General features: G+C 60.9%; 21 protein-coding genes. 9 read left to right on the plus strand and 12 right to left on the minus strand.

All coding sequences use genetic code 11. The features are described from left to right. Entirely contained in the window at positions 1–774 is a 774-nt protein-coding gene (locus tag TRM7557_RS03510) for a uracil-DNA glycosylase (protein ID WP_058288811.1), read from the minus strand. A gap of 171 nt (positions 775–945) precedes the next feature. Here TRM7557_RS03510 and TRM7557_RS03515 point away from each other — a divergent pair, with 171 nt between their 5' ends. The 5 genes from TRM7557_RS03515 to TRM7557_RS03535 all read left to right on the plus strand — a co-directional run bounded on the left by TRM7557_RS03515 (position 946) and on the right by TRM7557_RS03535 (position 5,119). Then, on the plus strand, positions 946–1,917 hold the full coding sequence (locus TRM7557_RS03515) for an aspartate carbamoyltransferase catalytic subunit (protein ID WP_058288812.1): 972 nt from the start codon (positions 946–948) through the stop codon (positions 1,915–1,917). A 13-nt stretch (positions 1,918–1,930) separates the two neighbouring features. After that, positions 1,931–2,443: a hypothetical protein gene (locus tag TRM7557_RS03520; RefSeq protein ID WP_328586537.1), complete on the plus strand. Its 513-nt coding sequence runs from the start codon at positions 1,931–1,933 to the stop codon at positions 2,441–2,443. Positions 2,444–2,469: 26 nt separating this feature from the next. Further along, a complete protein-coding gene (pyrC, locus tag TRM7557_RS03525; protein ID WP_058288936.1) occupies positions 2,470–3,765 on the plus strand; it encodes a dihydroorotase in 1,296 nt (431 codons plus the stop codon). 5 nt (positions 3,766–3,770) lie between these two features. After that, positions 3,771–4,379 (plus strand): glycerol-3-phosphate 1-O-acyltransferase PlsY, encoded by a 609-nt coding sequence (gene plsY, locus TRM7557_RS03530; RefSeq protein ID WP_058288937.1) that lies wholly within the window; start codon positions 3,771–3,773, stop codon positions 4,377–4,379. A gap of 266 nt (positions 4,380–4,645) precedes the next feature. Then, complete coding sequence (locus tag TRM7557_RS03535; protein WP_058288814.1) at positions 4,646–5,119, plus strand: YHS domain-containing (seleno)protein; 474 nt, start codon at positions 4,646–4,648, stop codon at positions 5,117–5,119. A 297-nt stretch (positions 5,120–5,416) separates the two neighbouring features. Here the strand turns inward: TRM7557_RS03535 and TRM7557_RS03540 are convergent, their stop codons facing one another. The 6 genes from TRM7557_RS03540 to TRM7557_RS03565 form a co-directional block, all read right to left on the minus strand. Further along, the gene (locus TRM7557_RS03540; protein ID WP_058288815.1) at positions 5,417–5,860 is read right to left on the minus strand and encodes a MarR family winged helix-turn-helix transcriptional regulator; all 444 of its coding nucleotides are present in this window, start codon (positions 5,858–5,860) and stop codon (positions 5,417–5,419) included. Continuing rightward, the gene (locus TRM7557_RS03545; protein ID WP_058288816.1) at positions 5,860–6,162 is read right to left on the minus strand and encodes a putative quinol monooxygenase; all 303 of its coding nucleotides are present in this window, start codon (positions 6,160–6,162) and stop codon (positions 5,860–5,862) included. The genes TRM7557_RS03540 and TRM7557_RS03545 overlap by 1 nt, the downstream gene beginning before the upstream one ends. A gap of 100 nt (positions 6,163–6,262) precedes the next feature. Beyond that, on the minus strand, positions 6,263–7,633 hold the full coding sequence (locus TRM7557_RS03550; protein ID WP_058288817.1) for a glutamate--cysteine ligase: 1,371 nt from the start codon (positions 7,631–7,633) through the stop codon (positions 6,263–6,265). A 106-nt stretch (positions 7,634–7,739) separates the two neighbouring features. Beyond that, positions 7,740–8,279 carry a hypothetical protein gene (locus TRM7557_RS03555; RefSeq protein WP_058288818.1) on the minus strand — a complete coding sequence of 180 codons (540 nt, stop codon included), beginning with the start codon at positions 8,277–8,279 and terminating at the stop codon, positions 7,740–7,742. Next, entirely contained in the window at positions 8,279–9,148 is an 870-nt protein-coding gene (locus tag TRM7557_RS03560) for a GNAT family N-acetyltransferase (protein ID WP_058288819.1), read from the minus strand. Before TRM7557_RS03560 ends, TRM7557_RS03555 begins: the two co-directional genes overlap by 1 nt. A gap of 12 nt (positions 9,149–9,160) precedes the next feature. After that, complete coding sequence (locus TRM7557_RS03565; protein WP_058288820.1) at positions 9,161–9,886, minus strand: 16S rRNA (uracil(1498)-N(3))-methyltransferase; 726 nt, start codon at positions 9,884–9,886, stop codon at positions 9,161–9,163. 12 nt (positions 9,887–9,898) lie between these two features. On the opposite strand from TRM7557_RS03565, the gene ubiA reads away from it, so the two are divergent. The 3 genes from ubiA to TRM7557_RS03580 all read left to right on the plus strand — a co-directional run bounded on the left by ubiA (position 9,899) and on the right by TRM7557_RS03580 (position 13,109). After that, positions 9,899–10,861: a 4-hydroxybenzoate octaprenyltransferase gene (gene ubiA, locus TRM7557_RS03570; RefSeq protein ID WP_058288821.1), complete on the plus strand. Its 963-nt coding sequence runs from the start codon at positions 9,899–9,901 to the stop codon at positions 10,859–10,861. Positions 10,862–10,944: 83 nt separating this feature from the next. Continuing rightward, entirely contained in the window at positions 10,945–12,795 is a 1,851-nt protein-coding gene (locus TRM7557_RS03575; protein ID WP_058288822.1) for an OmpA family protein, read from the plus strand. Then, positions 12,792–13,109: a hypothetical protein gene (locus tag TRM7557_RS03580; RefSeq protein WP_058288823.1), complete on the plus strand. Its 318-nt coding sequence runs from the start codon at positions 12,792–12,794 to the stop codon at positions 13,107–13,109. Before TRM7557_RS03575 ends, TRM7557_RS03580 begins: the two co-directional genes overlap by 4 nt. A 42-nt stretch (positions 13,110–13,151) precedes the next feature. Here TRM7557_RS03580 and TRM7557_RS03585 read toward each other — a convergent pair whose 3' ends face one another. From TRM7557_RS03585 to TRM7557_RS20340, 4 genes are all read right to left on the minus strand, one after another. After that, positions 13,152–13,598, minus strand: a complete 447-nt coding sequence (locus TRM7557_RS03585) for a molybdenum cofactor biosynthesis protein MoaE (RefSeq protein WP_058288824.1) — start codon at positions 13,596–13,598, stop codon at positions 13,152–13,154. Between the two features lie 4 nt (positions 13,599–13,602). After that, on the minus strand, positions 13,603–13,848 hold the full coding sequence (gene moaD, locus TRM7557_RS03590; protein ID WP_058288825.1) for a molybdopterin converting factor subunit 1: 246 nt from the start codon (positions 13,846–13,848) through the stop codon (positions 13,603–13,605). Continuing rightward, entirely contained in the window at positions 13,848–14,519 is a 672-nt protein-coding gene (pgsA, locus tag TRM7557_RS03595) for a CDP-diacylglycerol--glycerol-3-phosphate 3-phosphatidyltransferase (protein ID WP_058288826.1), read from the minus strand. Before pgsA ends, moaD begins: the two co-directional genes overlap by 1 nt. Before the next feature lie 81 nt (positions 14,520–14,600). Then, positions 14,601–14,735 (minus strand): hypothetical protein, encoded by a 135-nt coding sequence (locus tag TRM7557_RS20340; RefSeq protein ID WP_268873705.1) that lies wholly within the window; start codon positions 14,733–14,735, stop codon positions 14,601–14,603. Between the two features lie 244 nt (positions 14,736–14,979). Here TRM7557_RS20340 and TRM7557_RS03600 point away from each other — a divergent pair, with 244 nt between their 5' ends. Then, positions 14,980–15,531, plus strand: coding sequence for a TetR/AcrR family transcriptional regulator (locus TRM7557_RS03600; RefSeq protein ID WP_058288827.1), 552 nt, complete (start codon positions 14,980–14,982; stop codon positions 15,529–15,531). 3 nt (positions 15,532–15,534) lie between these two features. Here TRM7557_RS03600 and uvrC read toward each other — a convergent pair whose 3' ends face one another. Next, positions 15,535–17,421, minus strand: coding sequence for an excinuclease ABC subunit UvrC (gene uvrC / locus TRM7557_RS03605; protein WP_058288828.1), 1,887 nt, complete (start codon positions 17,419–17,421; stop codon positions 15,535–15,537). Positions 17,422–17,578: the final 157 nt, after the last annotated feature.

Consider the following 17,578-nt stretch of genomic DNA (forward strand, 5'->3'; position numbering starts at 1 on the left):
CTAATTTAAGGACGCAAGACGCGCTTTGAGCTCCAGCAAATCCGCCCAGGCCTGTCGCTTGGCTTGTGGCTGACGCAGAAGATGGCTGGGGTGGAACATCGGCATCACCGGCAGATCCCAGGCCCGGTCCCATTGGCCGCGCACACGGGAAATTCCACGTTTTCCAAGCACGGCCTGCGCAGGCGTGTTGCCCATGACAACCAGCACATCCGGTTTAACAAGCGCCACATGGCGTTCAAGGAACGGCATCAGCATGGCGATTTCCGCAGGCTGGGGGTCGCGGTTCTGCGGCGGGCGCCAGGGCAGAACATTGGTGAGGTAGACGCCAGCGTCGCGCGACAGATCAATAGCGGCGAGCATCTTGTCCAACAGCTGCCCTTCGCGCCCTGCAAAAGGCTTGCCCTGCAGGTCCTCGTCGCGCCCCGGCGCTTCGCCAATGATCATCACGCGCGCATCGGGCTGGCCGTCGGCAAAGACCAGATTGCGCGCACCGCGTTTCAGGGCGCAGTGTTCGAACCCGGCCAATGCCTGTTCCAGCGTCGCCAGATCGCCCGCCTGCGCGGCCAGTGTTGTGGCCACTGCAACGGGGTCGACCTCTTTGGGTTTTACAGGCGGCGGCGGTGTCGCTGGACGGTTTGCGGGGGCAGCTACGGGTTTGCGGTCTTCCAGCGCATAGCGGTCGACGGGCGCATCACCGATCGCATCGGTCGCGCCCAGCTCGACCTGCCACTCCAACAGCGCCCGTGCGCTCCAATAATCCAGCTGCGATTCCATGAGGCTGACGCTAAACCTCTCGACGACTGAGGTAAATGCCAAGCGGTGCAAAGCAGGCCCGCGCCCGGTCGCTACGCTGCGATGTGCGATCTTTGCGGCCACAGCCAAGAGTTCTTGTCCCAATACACTCCCCCGCCTATAACCGGCGAAAATCGGGGAGAGTTGCAGCCAATGACCGTCCAGTCAGACCCATCGGCCTTTCAGCAAAAACATCTTTTGGGGATCGAACCGCTTCATCCTCGCGAAATCACAGCAATCCTGGATCTGGCCGAAGAATACGTCGACCTGAACCGGCAGACGCAGAAGCATTCGGATGCGCTGGCGGGCCTCACCCAGATCAATATGTTCTTCGAGAACTCCACCCGTACACAGGCGTCGTTTGAACTGGCGGGCAAACGTCTGGGCGCGGATGTGATGAACATGGCGATGCAGGCCTCGTCGATCAAAAAGGGCGAAACCCTGATCGACACGGCAATGACGCTGAATGCGATGCACCCGGATCTGCTGGTGGTCCGCCACCCGCATTCCGGCGCCGTGGATCTGCTGGCGCAGAAAGTGAACTGCGCGGTGCTGAACGCAGGCGACGGCAAGCACGAACACCCGACACAGGCCCTGCTGGATGCGCTGACCATTCGTCGCGCCAAGGGCCGGCTGCACCGCCTGAACATTGCCATCTGCGGTGACGTCACCCACAGCCGCGTGGCACGATCCAACCTGATCCTGCTGGGCAAGATGGAAAACCGCATCCGCCTCGTGGGCCCACCAACACTGGTGCCCAGCCAATTCGCGGAATTTGGCGCAGAAATCTATGACGACATGCGCGAAGGCCTGAAGGACGTGGATGTGGTGATGATGCTGCGCCTTCAGAAAGAGCGCATGGATGGCGGCTTCATCCCCTCCGAGCGCGAATACTTCCACCGCTACGGTCTGGATGCGGACAAGCTGGCGCTGGCCAAACCGGATGCCATTGTCATGCACCCCGGCCCAATGAACCGCGGCGTGGAAATTGACGGCACTATCGCCGACGACATCAAACGATCGGTGATTCAGGAACAGGTGGAAATGGGCGTTGCGGTGCGCATGGCTGCGATGGACCTGCTGGCCCGCAATCTGCGTCAACGCCGCACAGAAGGCGAGGCCTGATCCCTTGGCAGATGTGGTTGAAATCCTCAAAGGATCCCGCTCTGAAATCCTATTGTTTGCGCTTGATATGCCGCCCGAACAGGTGCGGTTCCTGCGCGAGGAAGAAGGCGCGCTGGCGCAGGTCCTTGGGCTTGAACACATAGACATGAATCAGGTCGAGGTCTTTGATGCCGCCGATCTGGAAGGTATTGGTCTGGTTGGCTACTTGCATGACGGGATCGGCATTCCGCTGGCGGATCTGGAGCCCTATGCCGAGGAGCTGGCAGCCTATACCGGCCATCTTCTGTTGATCCGCGCCCGCGCCTTTGCTGACGCCGGGGCCACCCTGACCCCGGCTGCGCCGATCTCTTTGATCCTGCGTCTGGGCGAGACAAAAACGAATTGGCGCGCAAAGCCCGAAGCCCAAGAAGAGCCTCAGCGCCTGTCACCGCGTGCCGCCCGCAATAAGGCTCGCCGCATTGGTGCAACCCTGTTTGCCATTGTGATGACCTTGATTTTACTGCTGATCTACGTGCTCGCCACGTGACGGACGCCCTGATGGAGACCCCCGACATGACAACAGCATCCAGCCTGTTCTTCACCAACGCCCGGATCATCAATCCTGAAACCGACAGTGTGACCCCCGGGGCCGTGCTGATCGAGGCAGGCAAGATCGCCGCACTGCTGTCCGCAGATGCCCCTGCGCCCACAGGTGCAGAGGTCATAGACTGCGGTGGCAAATATCTGGCCCCCGGCATGGTCGATATTGGCGTCAAAGTCTGCGAGCCCGGCGAACGTCACAAGGAAAGTTACCGCACTGCGGGACGGGCGGCGGCCTATGGCGGCGTCACCACCATGGTCACACGCCCCGACACCACGCCAACCATCGACAATCCGGAAACTCTGGAGTTCGTCCAACGGCGCGCGCAGGCTGACGCACCGGTCAACGTTCTGCCCATGGCCGCCCTGACCAAAGGGCGCGAAGGGCGCGAGATGACCGAGATCGGCTTTCTGATGGATGCCGGCGCCGTGGCCTTTACCGATTGCGACCGCGTGGTCCAAAGCACCAAGGTCCTGACCCGCGCCCTGACCTATGCCCGCAGCTGCGGTGCGCTGGTCATTGCCCACCCACAGGAACCCGGCCTCTCGGCAGGTGCTGCTGCGACCTCGGGCAAGTTTGCCGCCCTGCGCGGTCTGCCGTCGGTGTCGCCCATGGCTGAACGCATGGGGCTGGACCGCGATATTGCGCTGCTGGAAATGACCGGCGCGCGCTACCACGCCGACCAGATCACCACCGCCCGCGCCCTGCCCGCGCTGGAACGCGCCAAGGCCAATGGGCTAGACATCACCGCCGGCACTTCGATCCACCACCTGACCCTGAACGAACTGGACGTGGCGGATTATCGCACCTTCTTCAAAGTGAAGCCGCCCCTGCGGTCCGAAGACGACCGGCTCGCGGTGGTCGAGGCCGTGCGCTCGGGTTTGATCGACACGATTTCCTCCATGCACACCCCGCAGGACGAAGAAAGCAAACGCCTGCCGTTTGAAGAGGCCGCAGCGGGCGCTGTTGCGCTGGAAACCCTGCTGCCTGCGGCCCTGCGGCTTTATCATGCGGATCTGCTGGATCTGCCCACGCTGTTCCGTGCCCTGGCCCTGAACCCGGCCCGTCGCCTTGGGCTGGACGCCGGCCGCATGGCCGAAGGCGCGCCTGCGGATCTGGTTCTGTTTGACGCCGACGCCCCCTTTGTGTTGGATCGGTTCAAACTGCAGTCCAAATCGAAAAACACCCCTTTTGACACCCAGCGCATGCAGGGTCGGGTCTTGGCCACATATGTGTCCGGCCGCGAAGTCTACCGGAGAGAGCCATGATCCAGATGTTTCCCGAGCTGACCAGCTCTGTGCCCCTGCTGCTGCTGTGGGCGGTTATCGGCTATCTGCTGGGCTCTATTCCTTTTGGTCTGGTGCTGACCCGCGCGATGGGGCTGGGCAATCTGCGCGAAATCGGATCAGGCAATATTGGCACCACCAATGTGCTGCGCACCGGCAGCAAGGCGGCGGCGGCGCTGACGCTTTTGCTGGATGCGGGCAAGGGCGCGGCGGCTGTGCTTCTGGCGCGCGCTTTGGCCGGCGAAGATGCGGCCCAGATCGCCGGTCTTCTGGCCTTTCTTGGTCACTGTTTCCCGGTCTGGCTGAAGTTTCAGGGCGGCAAAGGCGTGGCCACATTCCTGGGCCTGATGCTGGCACTGGCCTGGCCTGTGGGTCTTGCCTGCTGCGCCACATGGCTGTTTGCGGCGCTGCTGAGCCGGATTTCGTCGATGGGGGCCCTGACCGCAGCAATGGCATCGCCGTTTTGGGCGGTCGCCTTTTCCTTTGGCAGCGGTGTTGCACTCACCATCTGCCTTGCCTGCATCGTGCTGTGGCGCCACGGCGCCAACATTGGCCGCATCCGCGCAGGGACAGAGCCAAAAATCGGGCAACGCTGATTGTTCTTCGATCTTTGACGACGCACTGAGATTCATCCCCGCATCCGACCCGGTGCGGGGATTTTTTTCTGCTGGCCCCTGATCGGCTGTGCAGATTTGCGAAAGTCACTGACCATCCACGCACATACAAAATGAAGTGTTTTGAACGTTACCGCCCCCATCCCCAGATCGGTGTCGTGGCAGCAAGGACGCCGCTGGCCACAAGACATTAAAACCCCATTGCCGGGAAATTCGCTCTGCCCGGTCTGATCTGAAGGATATGAACTATGACCAAAACCAAATCTTTCCTGGGCGGCATTGCCCTTTCCGTCGCTCTGGCAACCTCTGCGCTGGCCGCAGGCGTGGACGTGAATGCCTCTTCGACGGGTCTAGCACTGCAGGGCTTTGACCCGGTTGCTTACTTCACCGAAGGCGCACCGACCAAGGGCGACTACAAACTGACCTCCACCTTTGACGAGGCGACTTACTGGTTCGCAACCGAAGAAAACAAAGCCCTGTTTGAAGCCAACCCCGAAGCCTACATCCCGGCCTACGGCGGCTACTGCGCCTTTGGCACCGCAATGGGCTTCAAGTTCGACGGTGACCCGAACCACTGGAAAATCGTTGACGACGTTCTGTACCTGAACCTGTCCCAAGACATTCAGGAACGCTGGGTCGCGGACATCCCGGGCTTCATCCAGAAAGCAGACGTGTCCTGGGAAACCATTGAGGACGCAGCCCCGGCAGACCTGCTGCAATAAGACACGCACCACTCACTGAACACGGACCGGCGACAGGGCAACTTGTCGCCGGTTCCTTTTGGAACAAACGCGGCCTAGCTTAGGGATGCCACTTGCTGTCCAACGCCTGCGCCAATCGCGCAGCCCAACCGGCTGTCAGGGGACCGATACACAAGATCATCAGCGGTACCAGAACACCCGTGAGCAGCAAAGTCCGCAATGATGTTGGGACTTGGATCGCCGCCATCGCCCATTACAAACCGCTGACAGTACAAAAGGCACACACCCAACACAGGCCCAGATGCAGGAACCGGCTGATCATCCGGTGTCTTGGACTGGACGATCCGCCCCAAGCAGGATCTCAAAATACCCCGGCATGATCTGTGTCAGCAGATCCTTTGCCTGTGGGGTCAGCTGGATCAGGTCCGACCGACCGTCCTTCGGATCTGGCTTTGACATCAGCAGGTCAGCCGCAGTCATTGCCTTGATGGTGCGATGAAGCACCGGTTTGGACACATCCAACCGATTTGCAATTTCGCTCAGGCGCAGGCTGTTGCGATCGGGTTCGCGGTCGATGACCACCATGATCAGGAACTTCTGCTGCGACAGGCCGTGGCGTGCAAAATACTGCTCTATGTCCCGCAACAGCAGGCTGGCTCGTCGGAGCATGCCCAACGCGTCCAACACGGTTTCAGCCGCGCCTGCGTCACCCGTGTAGCCACGCACCATGTCCAGACTTGGCAGGGTTTTCAGGAAAAACATCAGGCCGCATCTAACGCCGGACGTTCGGTGATTTCCGTCAAGACCGGTGGCTGATGCAACCAGTCCCCATATTCCGCCATGACCGAAAGCACGTAATCCTGCGCGTGGTGAAACTCGAACGCGGCCATGTCGGTCCAGGTCTCAAGGATATACAGCCGCTCGCGATTTGCATCCGCATAGAAGGTGAACTCCAGACAGCCCTCTTCTGCGCGCGTCTGGGCAATGATGCTCTGCACGGCGCTTTCCGCCTTTGCAAAACACTCGGGCTTGGGGTGGATTTCGGCAAGATAGGTCAACGTCATCTGAATACTCCGCTTCGCTTGATTCGTTATCATGATAACTAAATGTCAGCACGAAGCCTAGCCCATATAAAAAAGGGCGCCGCTGGGGCGCCCTGATCGTTCAGTAGCTGAAGTCGCCGTAGATCCGGGTCAGATCCCCGCCCCAATCGCCATTGTAGCAATCCAAAAGCTCGTCAGCAGGGGTTTTGCCGGTCTCGATGCTTTCTTTCAGCGCGTTCAGGAAATGCGTCTCGTTCGGGACCATGCCGCCGGCGCCTGCACGCGCGCGGGAGATCAGGCCTGCCTCAGAGAGTTCCAGCACCTGCGCGGCGAGATCATGCATCTTGATCGACCCGACTTGCGCCTGAAGCCCATCAACAGCGGCGCCAACACGCAGCGCCTCGCGGGTTTCTGCATCCCAGCCTTTGACCAGATCCCAGGCCGCATCCAGTGCGGATTGGTCGTACATCAGCCCCACCCAGAACGCGGGCAGCGCGCACAGGCGACGCCACGGGCCGCCATCGGCACCGCGCATTTCCATGTATTTCTTGATCCGCGCTTCGGGGAAGGCGGTGGTCAGGTGATCGGCCCAGTCGCTGAGCGTCGGGATCTCACCGGGCAGCGCGGGCAGCTCGCCTTTCAGGAAGTCGCGGAAGGACATGCCCAGCGCATTGATGTATTTGCCATCGCGGTAGACAAAATACATCGGCACATCGAGCGCATAATCCACATAGCGTTCAAACCCCATGCCGTCCTCGAACACAAACGGCAGCATGCCGGTGCGCGCGTCATCCAGATGCCGCCAGATATGGCTGCGCCAGGATTTCAGACCATTGGGTTTGCCCTCAAAGAAGGGCGAGTTCGCAAACAGCGCCGTTGCAACGGGTTGCAAGGCCAGCGCCACGCGCAGTTTTTGCACCATGTCGCCTTCGGACGCGAAGTCGAGGTTCACCTGCACGGTGCAGGTCCGGCGCATCATCGCGCGGCCCATGGTCCCGACTTTTTCCATATAGTCGTTCATCAGCGTGTAACGGCCCTTGGGCATGAGGGGCATTTCCTCATGGCTCCAGATCGGGGCGGCGCCAAGGCCGATGAACCCAACACCGATCTCATCGGCGATGTCTTTGACTTCGCGCAGGTGGGTGTTCACCTCGTCGCAGGTCTCGTGAATGGTCTCGAGCGGCGCGCCGGAGAGTTCAAGCGCCCCACCGGGCTCCAGGCTGACATTGGCCATGCCTTTGACAAGGCCGATCAATTTGCCCTGTTCGGTGACCGGATCCCAGCCGTGGCGGTCGCGCAGACCTTCCAGAACGGCCAAAATCGACCGCGTGCCCTCATAGGGCAGCGGCTTCAGCGTATCTTTGCAATAGCCGAATTTCTCGTGCTCGGTGCCAATGCGCCAGTCGTCCTTGGGTTTGCACCCAGAGGCCAGATATTCAGCTAGCTGTTCGTGGCGTTCGATCGGCCCGCCACCGGACTGAGGAATGGACATCTGAAGCCCCCGTTTTTTCGTGTCTGCCTGACATAAGTCGCCCGATCTCTGTTGCAAGATGCAATCTGTACCGGGCTCTCACTGGTGATCGCAAACCGCAGCAGAGTCAATGCAGCCAGCGACGCTCGGGGGCCTCTTCGCGTCTTTGCCAGATCACGACCGGGTGAGCACCGCCTTCCCCGCGCAAGCCTTGCAGCTCGTTCAGCATCCGTTCCGTCTTGATCCCCGGCAGGGCGGCAAAGACGTCAAACAGCGCCTCGGACCCGGCAGCATTGACCGGAATGGCAACGGCCTCCTGGCCCGGCTGTTCCAGCACCCAATGGGGCGGGCGCGCGGTCGGGTCCAGCGTCAGGCTGTGCAGTTCGGACACCGCTATCGCGCCGCCAGTCAATGGTCCAAAATAAGAGATCTGCCCTTCGACCACCTGCACCACGCCGGGCCCGCCGCCGCCTTGGCGAAACCGCACGCGCTGCGCGCCGACCACGGCCAAAAGAACGGACACCGCAATCACCGCCCAGCCGGTGATCGTCCAGACGCCGACCCCAGTCAGCGCCCAGTGGAGGCCCAGCAGCAAAAGACACAGCGCCGCGATCAGTTCGCGCCAGTTCCACAGCTGCGCACGGGCCTCGGGTCGGATAAAGGTCATCAGCAGGGTCCTTCTTCGACGCTTTGTTTGAAAACAACGGGCGGCTCATAGACCACCAGGGTAAAGCTGCCTGCGGGTTTGAAGCCGATCGCGCGATAGGCTTTGGCGGCCTTGTCGCTGGCGGCAAACAGAACCGCCGCCCGGACACCCTTCTGGCGCAGCTCGTCCAGATGATAGGCCACCGCGCGACGGGCATAGCCCTGCCCCCGCAGATCCGGCGGCGTGTAGACGCCACCAATCTGGACCACATCGCCCACTTGTGCATTGATCCCGGTGCGCGACACGGGGCGGTCGCCGTCATACAACAGCCGGTGGCTGTCGCGCTCGAGGTAAATGGCGGTGTTCATCTCGGTCAGCTCACGGGCAACCGCGGGGTCCTTGCCTGTGACCTCGACGTTATAGGCCGTGCCCCACGCCATCAGCTGCTCATGTGGAATATCGGAAAAGGGCCGCAGGGCTTCATCGGCGCGGCGATCCAGCACCAGTTCCTCAAGGTTCAAGTGAAACCCCGGCTCATCCGCATCGCGGGTGGTGGGATGGGCAGCAAGCCCCGTGACATCCATAAAGGCGCGGGACTGGACCGAATCCCCAAGGACAATGGCAATCTCGCGCCCGGCGATCAGCGGCCCCAGCGCGCCCCAGTCCGCTTCTGTTGCATGTGGTGCCTGCATCATAACCGAACCAGAATTGGTGATGGCAAAGATGCCGTCACAGGCGTTCAGGCACCAGACCTGCATGCCATAAGGCGCATCGGACCCAAGCCCGTATTTCTGCAGATTGTCCAACAGGAACATGGACGTCTGGATATGGTCGCGCAACAGCGCGCCAATCCAATCCAGATCCGTCTCTTCTGCCGCGCGCCATGCCATCTCAACTGTTCCTTACCAATCGCCCAGAGTTTTCTGCCACAATGTCATCGCCGCCACGGCCGCCGTATCGGCCCGTAGAATACGCGGGCCAAGGCTGACCACATGAGACTGCGCCATCGCCGCAAGCCGTTTGCGTTCGCCATCAGAGAACCCGCCTTCGGGCCCAATGACAATCGCCCAAGGGGCATCTTTATGCGCATCCGCTGCCAGCTCCAGCGCATTGCCGACTTCGGCCTCGTCGCAGAACATCAACTGGCGATCCTCGGGCCAGTGATCCAGAAGGCGGGACAGTTTTTGAAGATCCGCGACCTCAGGCACATAGGTGCCACCGCATTGCTCTGCCGCCTCCACCGTGTGGGCCTGCAGGCGGTCCTGACGGATGCGTTCGGAATTGGTGAAATCGGTGACCACCGGCATAATCCGGGCCGCGCCCATCTCGGCCGCCTTTTCCACAATAAAATCGGTCCGCGCCTTTTTAATCGGCGCAAAGATCAGCCACAGGTCCGGCGGCAGTTGCAACGGTTTGCTCTGCTCCAGACAGGTCAGGCTGCCACCGCGTTTCCCGGCCTCGGCCACATCGGCCTGCCATTCCCCATCGCGTCCATTGAACAGCGCCACGCGGGTGCCTTGCGCCAATCGCATCACCCCAAAAAGGTAATGCGCCTGATCGCGGTCCAGAGGAACCGATTGCCCTGCCCCCAAAGGGTGATCTACATACAGTCTGACTTTTGCACTCATGAGAGACTACATATGCAAGGCAAGGCCCCAACGCCAGACGGTCAGGTTCAGGATGCGGTAAAAGGCAACTGGGTTGACACACTCGCGCCGGAATGGACGCGCCCTTACCTGCGGCTCAGCCGTGCAGACCGGCCCATTGGCACATGGCTTTTGTTCCTGCCCTGCCTCTGGGGGCTGGTGCTGGCGATGCTGAACAGCCAGTCCAGCAACTGGAGCGATCTTTGGATTGCCTTTGTCTGTGCGGCAGGGTCCTGGCTGATGCGCGGTGCGGGCTGCACCTGGAATGACATCACCGACCGCGATTTTGACGCGCAGGTGGCGCGAACCCGCTCGCGCCCCATTCCCTCCGGTCAGGTTTCCGTCAAAGGGGCACTGGTCTGGATGGCGCTTCAGGCGCTGGTGTCCTTTGGCCTGCTGCTGACCCTGAACGCGGCGGCCATTGCGATGGGCGTTCTGGCGCTGCTTCCGGTCGCGGTCTACCCCTTTGCCAAGCGGTTCACCTGGTGGCCGCAGGTGTTTCTGGGGGTGGCCTTCAACTGGGGCATCCTACTGGCCTGGGTTGCGCATAGCGGCAGCCTCGGCTGGCCTGCGGTGGTGCTTTACCTTGCGGGCATGACCTGGACACTGTTCTACGACACCATCTATGCCCATCAGGACACCGAAGACGACGCCCTGATCGGGGTGAAATCCACCGCCCGCCTGTTTGGCTCAAGCAGCCCCATGTGGCTGCGCCGGTTCCTTGTGGCCACGGTTCTGCTGATGGCGGTTGCGATCATTTCAGCCTTGCAAACCGAAGCCTCGGTGATGGCGCTGGCGTTGGCGCTGGTCGGCCCTTGGGCGATGGGCTGGCATATGGTTTGGCAATTGAAACGGTTTGACGACGAAGACCCGGCGAAACTTCTGGCTGTGTTCCGCTCCAACCGCGACACCGGCTTGATTCCGCTCATTTTCTTCTGCCTGGCTCTCTTGGCTTGATTTGCGCCGCCCGCGTGATTGATCCGCGCGGGCCCAACCTGTAAGACCATGTGCAACCAACTGCTTACGGAAACTGCGACCCAATGCGCCTGTCCTCGCTCCTGATCCTTGCCACCACTTTTGCCAGCGCGGCAGGGCTGAGCTTGATCGTCGCCGGTTTTGCCGCCACAGCCGTGGAGCAAGGCACGGAAATCGCCGTGCGCCGCGCGCTGGACACCAATGGGTTCAATTGGACCGAGGTGGCCGCCGACGGCCTGCAGGTGGAACTGTCCGGCCAAGCCCCCGATGAAGCCGACCGGTTTGCGGCAATCTCCTTGGTGGGCGGTGTCGTGGATGCGGCGAGGGTGATCGACAAGATGGAGGTCAAACCCTCCGAGGGGATTGCCCCGCCACGGTTTTCCACCGAAATCCTGCGCAATGATGCGGGCATCTCCATCATTGGCCTGATCCCCGACAGCAGCAATCACAGACGTGTCCTGAAAACCCTGCGAGACCTGGATCAGGATCTGCCGGTCACAGATTTCCTTGAAACCGCGGCTTATCGCGCGCCCAAAGACTGGGGCGCGGCGCTGACGTTTGGGCTTGAAGCACTGGCCCTTCTGCCGCGCAGCAAAATCTCGGTTCAGGCGGGCACTGTTGAAATCACCGCAATTTCAGACAGCCCCGAGGCCAAAGCGGCCCTGGAAACCCAGCTGAACCGCCTTCTGCCCGCCAATGTAAAAGCCAATATTGAAATCGCCGCCCCGCGCCCGGTGATCTCTCCTTTCATTCTGCGCTATGTGATGGATGAAAACGGCGGCCGCTTTGACGCGTGTTCAGCCGAAAGCGCGCAGACCCGGGTGACCATTCTGCGCGCCGCGCAAGAGGCCGGACTGCGGGCAACAACGGAATGCGTAATCGGCCTTGGCGTACCCTCCGTGAACTGGGCACAGGCCGCGACACAGGCCATTCACAGCCTGTCCCTAATTGGCAAAGGCTCTGTCACGCTGTCCAACACCGACGTCACTTTGGTTGCAGCAATGGGCACCGAAGAGGCCCTGTTTGAACGCGTCGCGGGCGAATTGGAACAGGCCCTGCCAAACGTCTTCGCGCTGCATGCGGTTCTGCCCAGACCCGAAGAAGAAAAGAACACCGACGCGCAGGAATTCTCGGCCACGCTCAGCCCGGAAGGTCAGGTGCAGATGCGCGGCCGGCTGGCCGATGACCTGCAGGGACAAACCGCCGAAAGCTATGCCCGTGCGCGGTTCGGAAGCAGCAATGTGCATCTCGCCACCCGCAATGTCGACGACCTCCCCGACGATTGGGCCCTGCGGGTTCTGGCTGGTCTGGAGGCGCTGGCACATCTGGAACGCGGGATTGTGCTGGTCGACGCAGACACGATCACCCTGCGCGGCATGAGCCACGAAGAAGAGGCCTCGGCCAAAGTGTCGCGGATGCTGTCGGAGAAGCTGGGTGAAGCGGAACGCTACCAGCTCGACATCACCTACGAGGCGCCGCCGTCATCGCCGGAACGGCTTATGGCCCCGGCCCTGTGTGAAGCAGAGCTTGCTGCCGTGCAGCGGGTCGAAAAGATCGCGTTTGAGCCGGGCTCTGCAACTGTGGCCGAAGGCAGCACACGCGTGCTGGACAAGATCGCCGCTGTGCTCGAACAATGTGGCGAACTCCCGCTGGAAATTCAGGGCCACACCGACAGCCAGGGTCGCGAAGAAATGAACCTGAACCTCAGCCAAGCGCGGGCACAATCGGTGCTGAACGCACTGGCGGCCCGTCGCCTGCTGACCGGCAGTTTCAGCGCCAAAGGTTACGGTGAGACAGACCCAATTGCCGACAACGGCAGCGAAGAAGGCCGCGAGGCCAATCGGCGGATCGAATTCCGCCTGACCGAGGACAAGAGCACAAGCGCCGAGGCGCAGGAAGGGAACGCAGGCGAATGAACAGAACCGAGTTCATCCTGACCACAGCCATTATTCTATTCGTGGCTTTTGCACTGGGATGGTTTGCCAACTGGCTGGTCCACCGGTTTACCCGCGTCCGCCAAAGCGACGTGGCGGATCTGGACCGGATGAGCCAGGAACTGCACGAAGCAGAAGAGACCCGTGATCAGGCGATCACCTATCTTCAGCAGCGCGAAGCAGAACTGAGCAACCAGCTGGCCCAGACCGAAGCAGAGCTGCGCGCGGCCATGGATGGTCTGCGCGATGCGCGTCAGGAAAACGAAGCCCTGCGCAATCAAGTGGTCGGCGGGTAATACAGCCGTCGCAACCGATCCAGAGAGCCAATCTGAGCCCCCTTACCAGCGGCTCAGCGCGTCCTCGTCTTCGTCCTTGGCATCCACCCAGGCGGCGGCGCCATCGTCGAGGATTTCTTTCTTCCAGAAGGGCGCGCGGGATTTCAGGTAATCCATCAGATATTCCGCCGCCTCAAAGGCTGCGACGCGATGGCGTGCCGCTGTGGCGACCATCATGATCTGGTCGCCGGGCACCAATCGGCCATGCCGGTGAATGACCAGCGCATCCGTCAGCGACCAGCGTGTCATGGCCTCGGCCGCGATCTTTTCCAGCGCCTTTTCGGTCATGCCGGGGTAATGTTCGATCTCCATCACCGCCATGGCGCCCGCATCCGCTTCGCGCACAACCCCGGTGAAGGTCACAACCGCCCCTGCCCCTTTGGCCGCATCTGAAAACGCCTGTGCCTCTGCGCCGAAATCAAAGGGGGCTTCCTGAACGACGATCTTCATACGCTCAGCCGCCCGTCATCGGAGGGAAAAACGCCACTTCACGCACGCCCTCAAGCGGGGCGTCAAAATCGCTGAGTTCCTGATCCAGCGCCACGCGCAGGGCGGACAGATCGGCAAAGGCAGCGGCGTAGCGGTCTTCGCGAGATTTCAGCTCTTCGATCAGCTCGGCCACAGTGGCGGCGGAGGTTTCGACCTTTTCTTTTGGCAGTCCGACCCGTTCGCGCACCCAAGCGAAATACATTACATCCATTACGTCGTCTCCTTCAGGTGCGGCAGCGCCTTGTTCAGGTAATCAGCGCCCGTAATCACGGTCAGGGCTGCAGCAACCCACAGCAACACCAACCCGGCCATACCGGTCCAGATCATGCCCTGCAGGAAGAACCGCAAACCAATCACGTCGTCCTCTGCGCCGGTCAGGATCGCTTCGACAATCGCGGGGTCCATACCAAGGCTGCCAACCACCAGATGATGTTCAAAAATGCCCTGTGCAAACAGGGTGGCAATGGCAACCATCTGGGCAGTGGTCTTCCATTTTGCAAGCTTGGTCACCTTCAAAGTGCCCGCCGTGTCGCCAAGGAATTCACGCAGACCTGACACAAAGACTTCGCGGAACAGAATCAGCGCGGCGGGCAGCGCCAGCCAGTAGCTCCAGTCCGGACCGGAAAACCCGACAAGGATCATCAAGGCAATGACCACCATGGCCTTATCGGCAATCGGGTCGAGCATTGCGCCGATTTTGGTCTGCTGTTTCCAGGCCCGCGCCAGATGGCCGTCAAACCAATCCGTGACCGCAGCCCCAACAAAGAGAACAAGAGCAGCCCAATCCGCATAGGGGCGGGCGAGGGCGAGAAACACCAATGCCAGCGCAGGCGCGGCCAGCAGGCGTAGAAGGGTCAGAATATTTGGCACGTTCCAGATCATGCGCACATACCTAACGCCTGATCACGGGCGCGAAAAGGGAAGAGCACGCCCGACGCCGGTTTCTTTTCCCTTAGCCTCGGCTCAAAGCGCCCGCAGCGGTCCCGCTGTCGCGGCGACAAGGGCATTTGCCCCGCCAGCGGTTGGCATGGTGACCGGCGACAAAAGGATACCGGCCAGAAAAGCGGCAAGAATGGCAGAGAGGATTTCGCGGGACATGACGTGTCTCCTGCTTGTGCGGGGCGCTATCGACGCGCCAAGGTGAACAGATCGGTTAACTTCATATCGAGAGGTGTACCGATCTGTTCACGTTTTTCCAAGTGAAATTTCCGCATACTGTGAGACGCACTCTCCAAAATCTCACGGAAACGTTTGAAATATTAGCAAAAGAGCCCGGAAATAAAGTTGACTGATCGGTACACTCAGTCCATTTTTAACACACAACAACAGCCGGACCCCCTGAATGAGCCAGAACAAACGCGCCGAATTGATTCGAAACGCCCTGCCCCTGTTTTACCGAAATGGCTTTACCGCCACGGGAATGGATCTGGTCGCCAAGGAAACCGGCGTTTCCAAAACCTCGATCTACAAACACTTCCGCACCAAGGAAGAACTGATCCTTGCGGTGCTGCGGCTGCGCGACGAAAACTTCCGCAACTGGCTGTACCGCCGCATGGAGGACCTTGCGGATACGCCCAAGGGACAGCTGCTTGCGATGTTTGACGCGCTTGGCGAATGGTTTCGCGAGCCGGGCTATCAGGGCTGTATGTTTGTCAAAGCCGCGGCCGAGTTTCAGCAGGCCAGCGACCCGATCAACCAGCAGGCCTATCAGCACAAGGAACTGCTTTTGGTGCATTTCACCGCGCTCTGCCGGGCGGCCGAATGCGCCGACCCCGAGGCGATGGCGCGCCAGATGCTGATCCTCAAGGAAGGCGCGATTGTTCTGGCCGCCATGTCACACAGCGACGCTCCCGCCGCCGAAGCCAAAGCGATGGCCGAACGCCTGCTGGCCTAGGCCTCAGCTGTCCTGGAAATAGTTATAGATCTTTTCGGCCAGCGCTGCCGAGATACCATCCACCGCCTTCAGGTCCGCAAGGTTTGCCCGGCTGACCGCTTTGGCGCTGCCAAAATGGGTCAGCAGCGCCTTCTTCCGGTTGGCGCCGACACCGGCAATATCATCCAGCGGGTTTGCGGCCATGGACTTTGCCCGTTTGGCCCGGTGCGTGCCAATGGCAAAGCGGTGCGCCTCGTCCCGCATCCGCTGGATGAAATACAGCACCGGGTCATTGCGCTGCAGGGCAAAGGCGCGCGCGCCGGGGCGGTAGAACTCTTCCTTGCCGTGGTCGCGGTCCACCCCTTTGGCGACGCCGACCATGGGGATGTCCTGCACGCCGTGCTCTTCCATGATTTCGGCCACCGCCGAGACCTGCCCCGCGCCACCGTCGATCAGCAGCAAATCGGGCCAGAGGCCTTTGTCACGATCGGGGTCTTCCTTCAGCAGGCGGGAAAAGCGGCGGTTCAGCACCTCTTTCATCATGCCGAAGTCATCGCCCGGAACGAGGTCCTCGCCTTTGATATTGAACTTGCGATAGGCGTTTTTCATGAAGCCCTCGGGACCCATGACAATCATGCCGCCCACCGCATTGGTGCCCTGAATGTGCGAGTTGTCGTAGACCTCGATCCGCTGCGGCGGCCCCTCCAGGCTGAAAGCCTCGGCAATGCCGCGCAGCAGCTTGGCCTGTGTGGCGCTTTCGGCCATCCGCCGGGCAAGGCTTTCGCGGGCGTTGCGCACCGCGCTGGCGACCAGTTCGGTCTTTTCCCCACGCTGCGGCACCACGATCTCGACCTTGCGGTCGATCTTTTCGCCCAAAGCTTCGGCCATGACCTCTTGGTCTTCGATGTCGTCGGACAGGATCAGCTGGCGCGGTGGTTCCTTGGTGGAATAGAACTGCCCCAGAAACGCCCCCATGACCTCGGCTGGGCTCATGTCTTCGGCCACACGCGGGTAGAAGTCCTGATTGCCCCAGTTCTGGTTCGCGCGGATAAAGAACACCTGAACGCAGGCCTGACCGCTTTCCATATGCAGGCCAATAATATCCGCCTCGGCCACGCCGCGCGGGTTGATGCCCTGGCTGGTCTGCACCTGTGTCAGCGCCTTGATCCGGTCGCGCAGGGCGGCGGCGCGTTCAAACTCCATTGCTTCCGAGGCGGCCATCATCTGCTCTGCCAGTTCTTCCTGAATTTTGGTCGACCGCCCCGACAGGAACCGTTCCGCATCGCGGACGCTTGCGGCATAATCCTCGCGCGAGATCAGGTCGACGCAGGGGCCAGAGCAGCGCTTGATCTGGTATTGCAGACAGGGCCGTGTGCGGGCTTCGAATTGCGCGTCGGTGCAATTGCGCAGCAGGAAGGCTTTCTGCAATTGGTTGAGCGTCCGGTTGACCGCGCCGGCACTGGCAAAGGGGCCAAAATAGCTGCCTTTTTCCTTGCGCGCACCGCGGTGCTTTTTGATCTGCGGGAAGGCGTGGTTCTTGCCGACCAGAATATTGGGAAAGCTTTTGTCGTCACGCAGCAGCACATTGTATTTGGGCTTCAGCTGCTTGATCAGGTTCTGTTCCAGCAACAGCGCCTCGGTCTCGGTGCGCGTGGTCAGGAACATCATCGACGCGGTTTGCGCGATCATCTTCTCGATCCGGGCGCTGTGACCGGGACGGGAATAGTTCGACACCCGCGCGCGCAGGTTCCGCGCCTTGCCCACATAAAGCACCCGGCTGTCCTCATCCAGCATCCGATAAACCCCCGGTGCGGTCTCCAGATTTTTCAGGTAGTCCTGAATCACCGCATAGCCGCGCAGGCCGCTGTTTTCGGTCGTTTCGGAAGACGGGGTTTCGATCGGGTCGCTCATTTAGCCTACATATGATTCCCTGCTTCGTGCTGCAATCATTCGATCACGATTGCAAGCGTGGATACATCCACGGATCCTGTGGATAACCCCGGTGATATCTTTGGGCTATCTGCGAATTTCCCTTGTTTTTGGGCGGAAAACTAGGGTTGATTAAAAA

This window comes from Tritonibacter multivorans (assembly GCF_001458415.1).
GTDB classification, from domain to species: domain Bacteria; phylum Pseudomonadota; class Alphaproteobacteria; order Rhodobacterales; family Rhodobacteraceae; genus Epibacterium; species Epibacterium multivorans.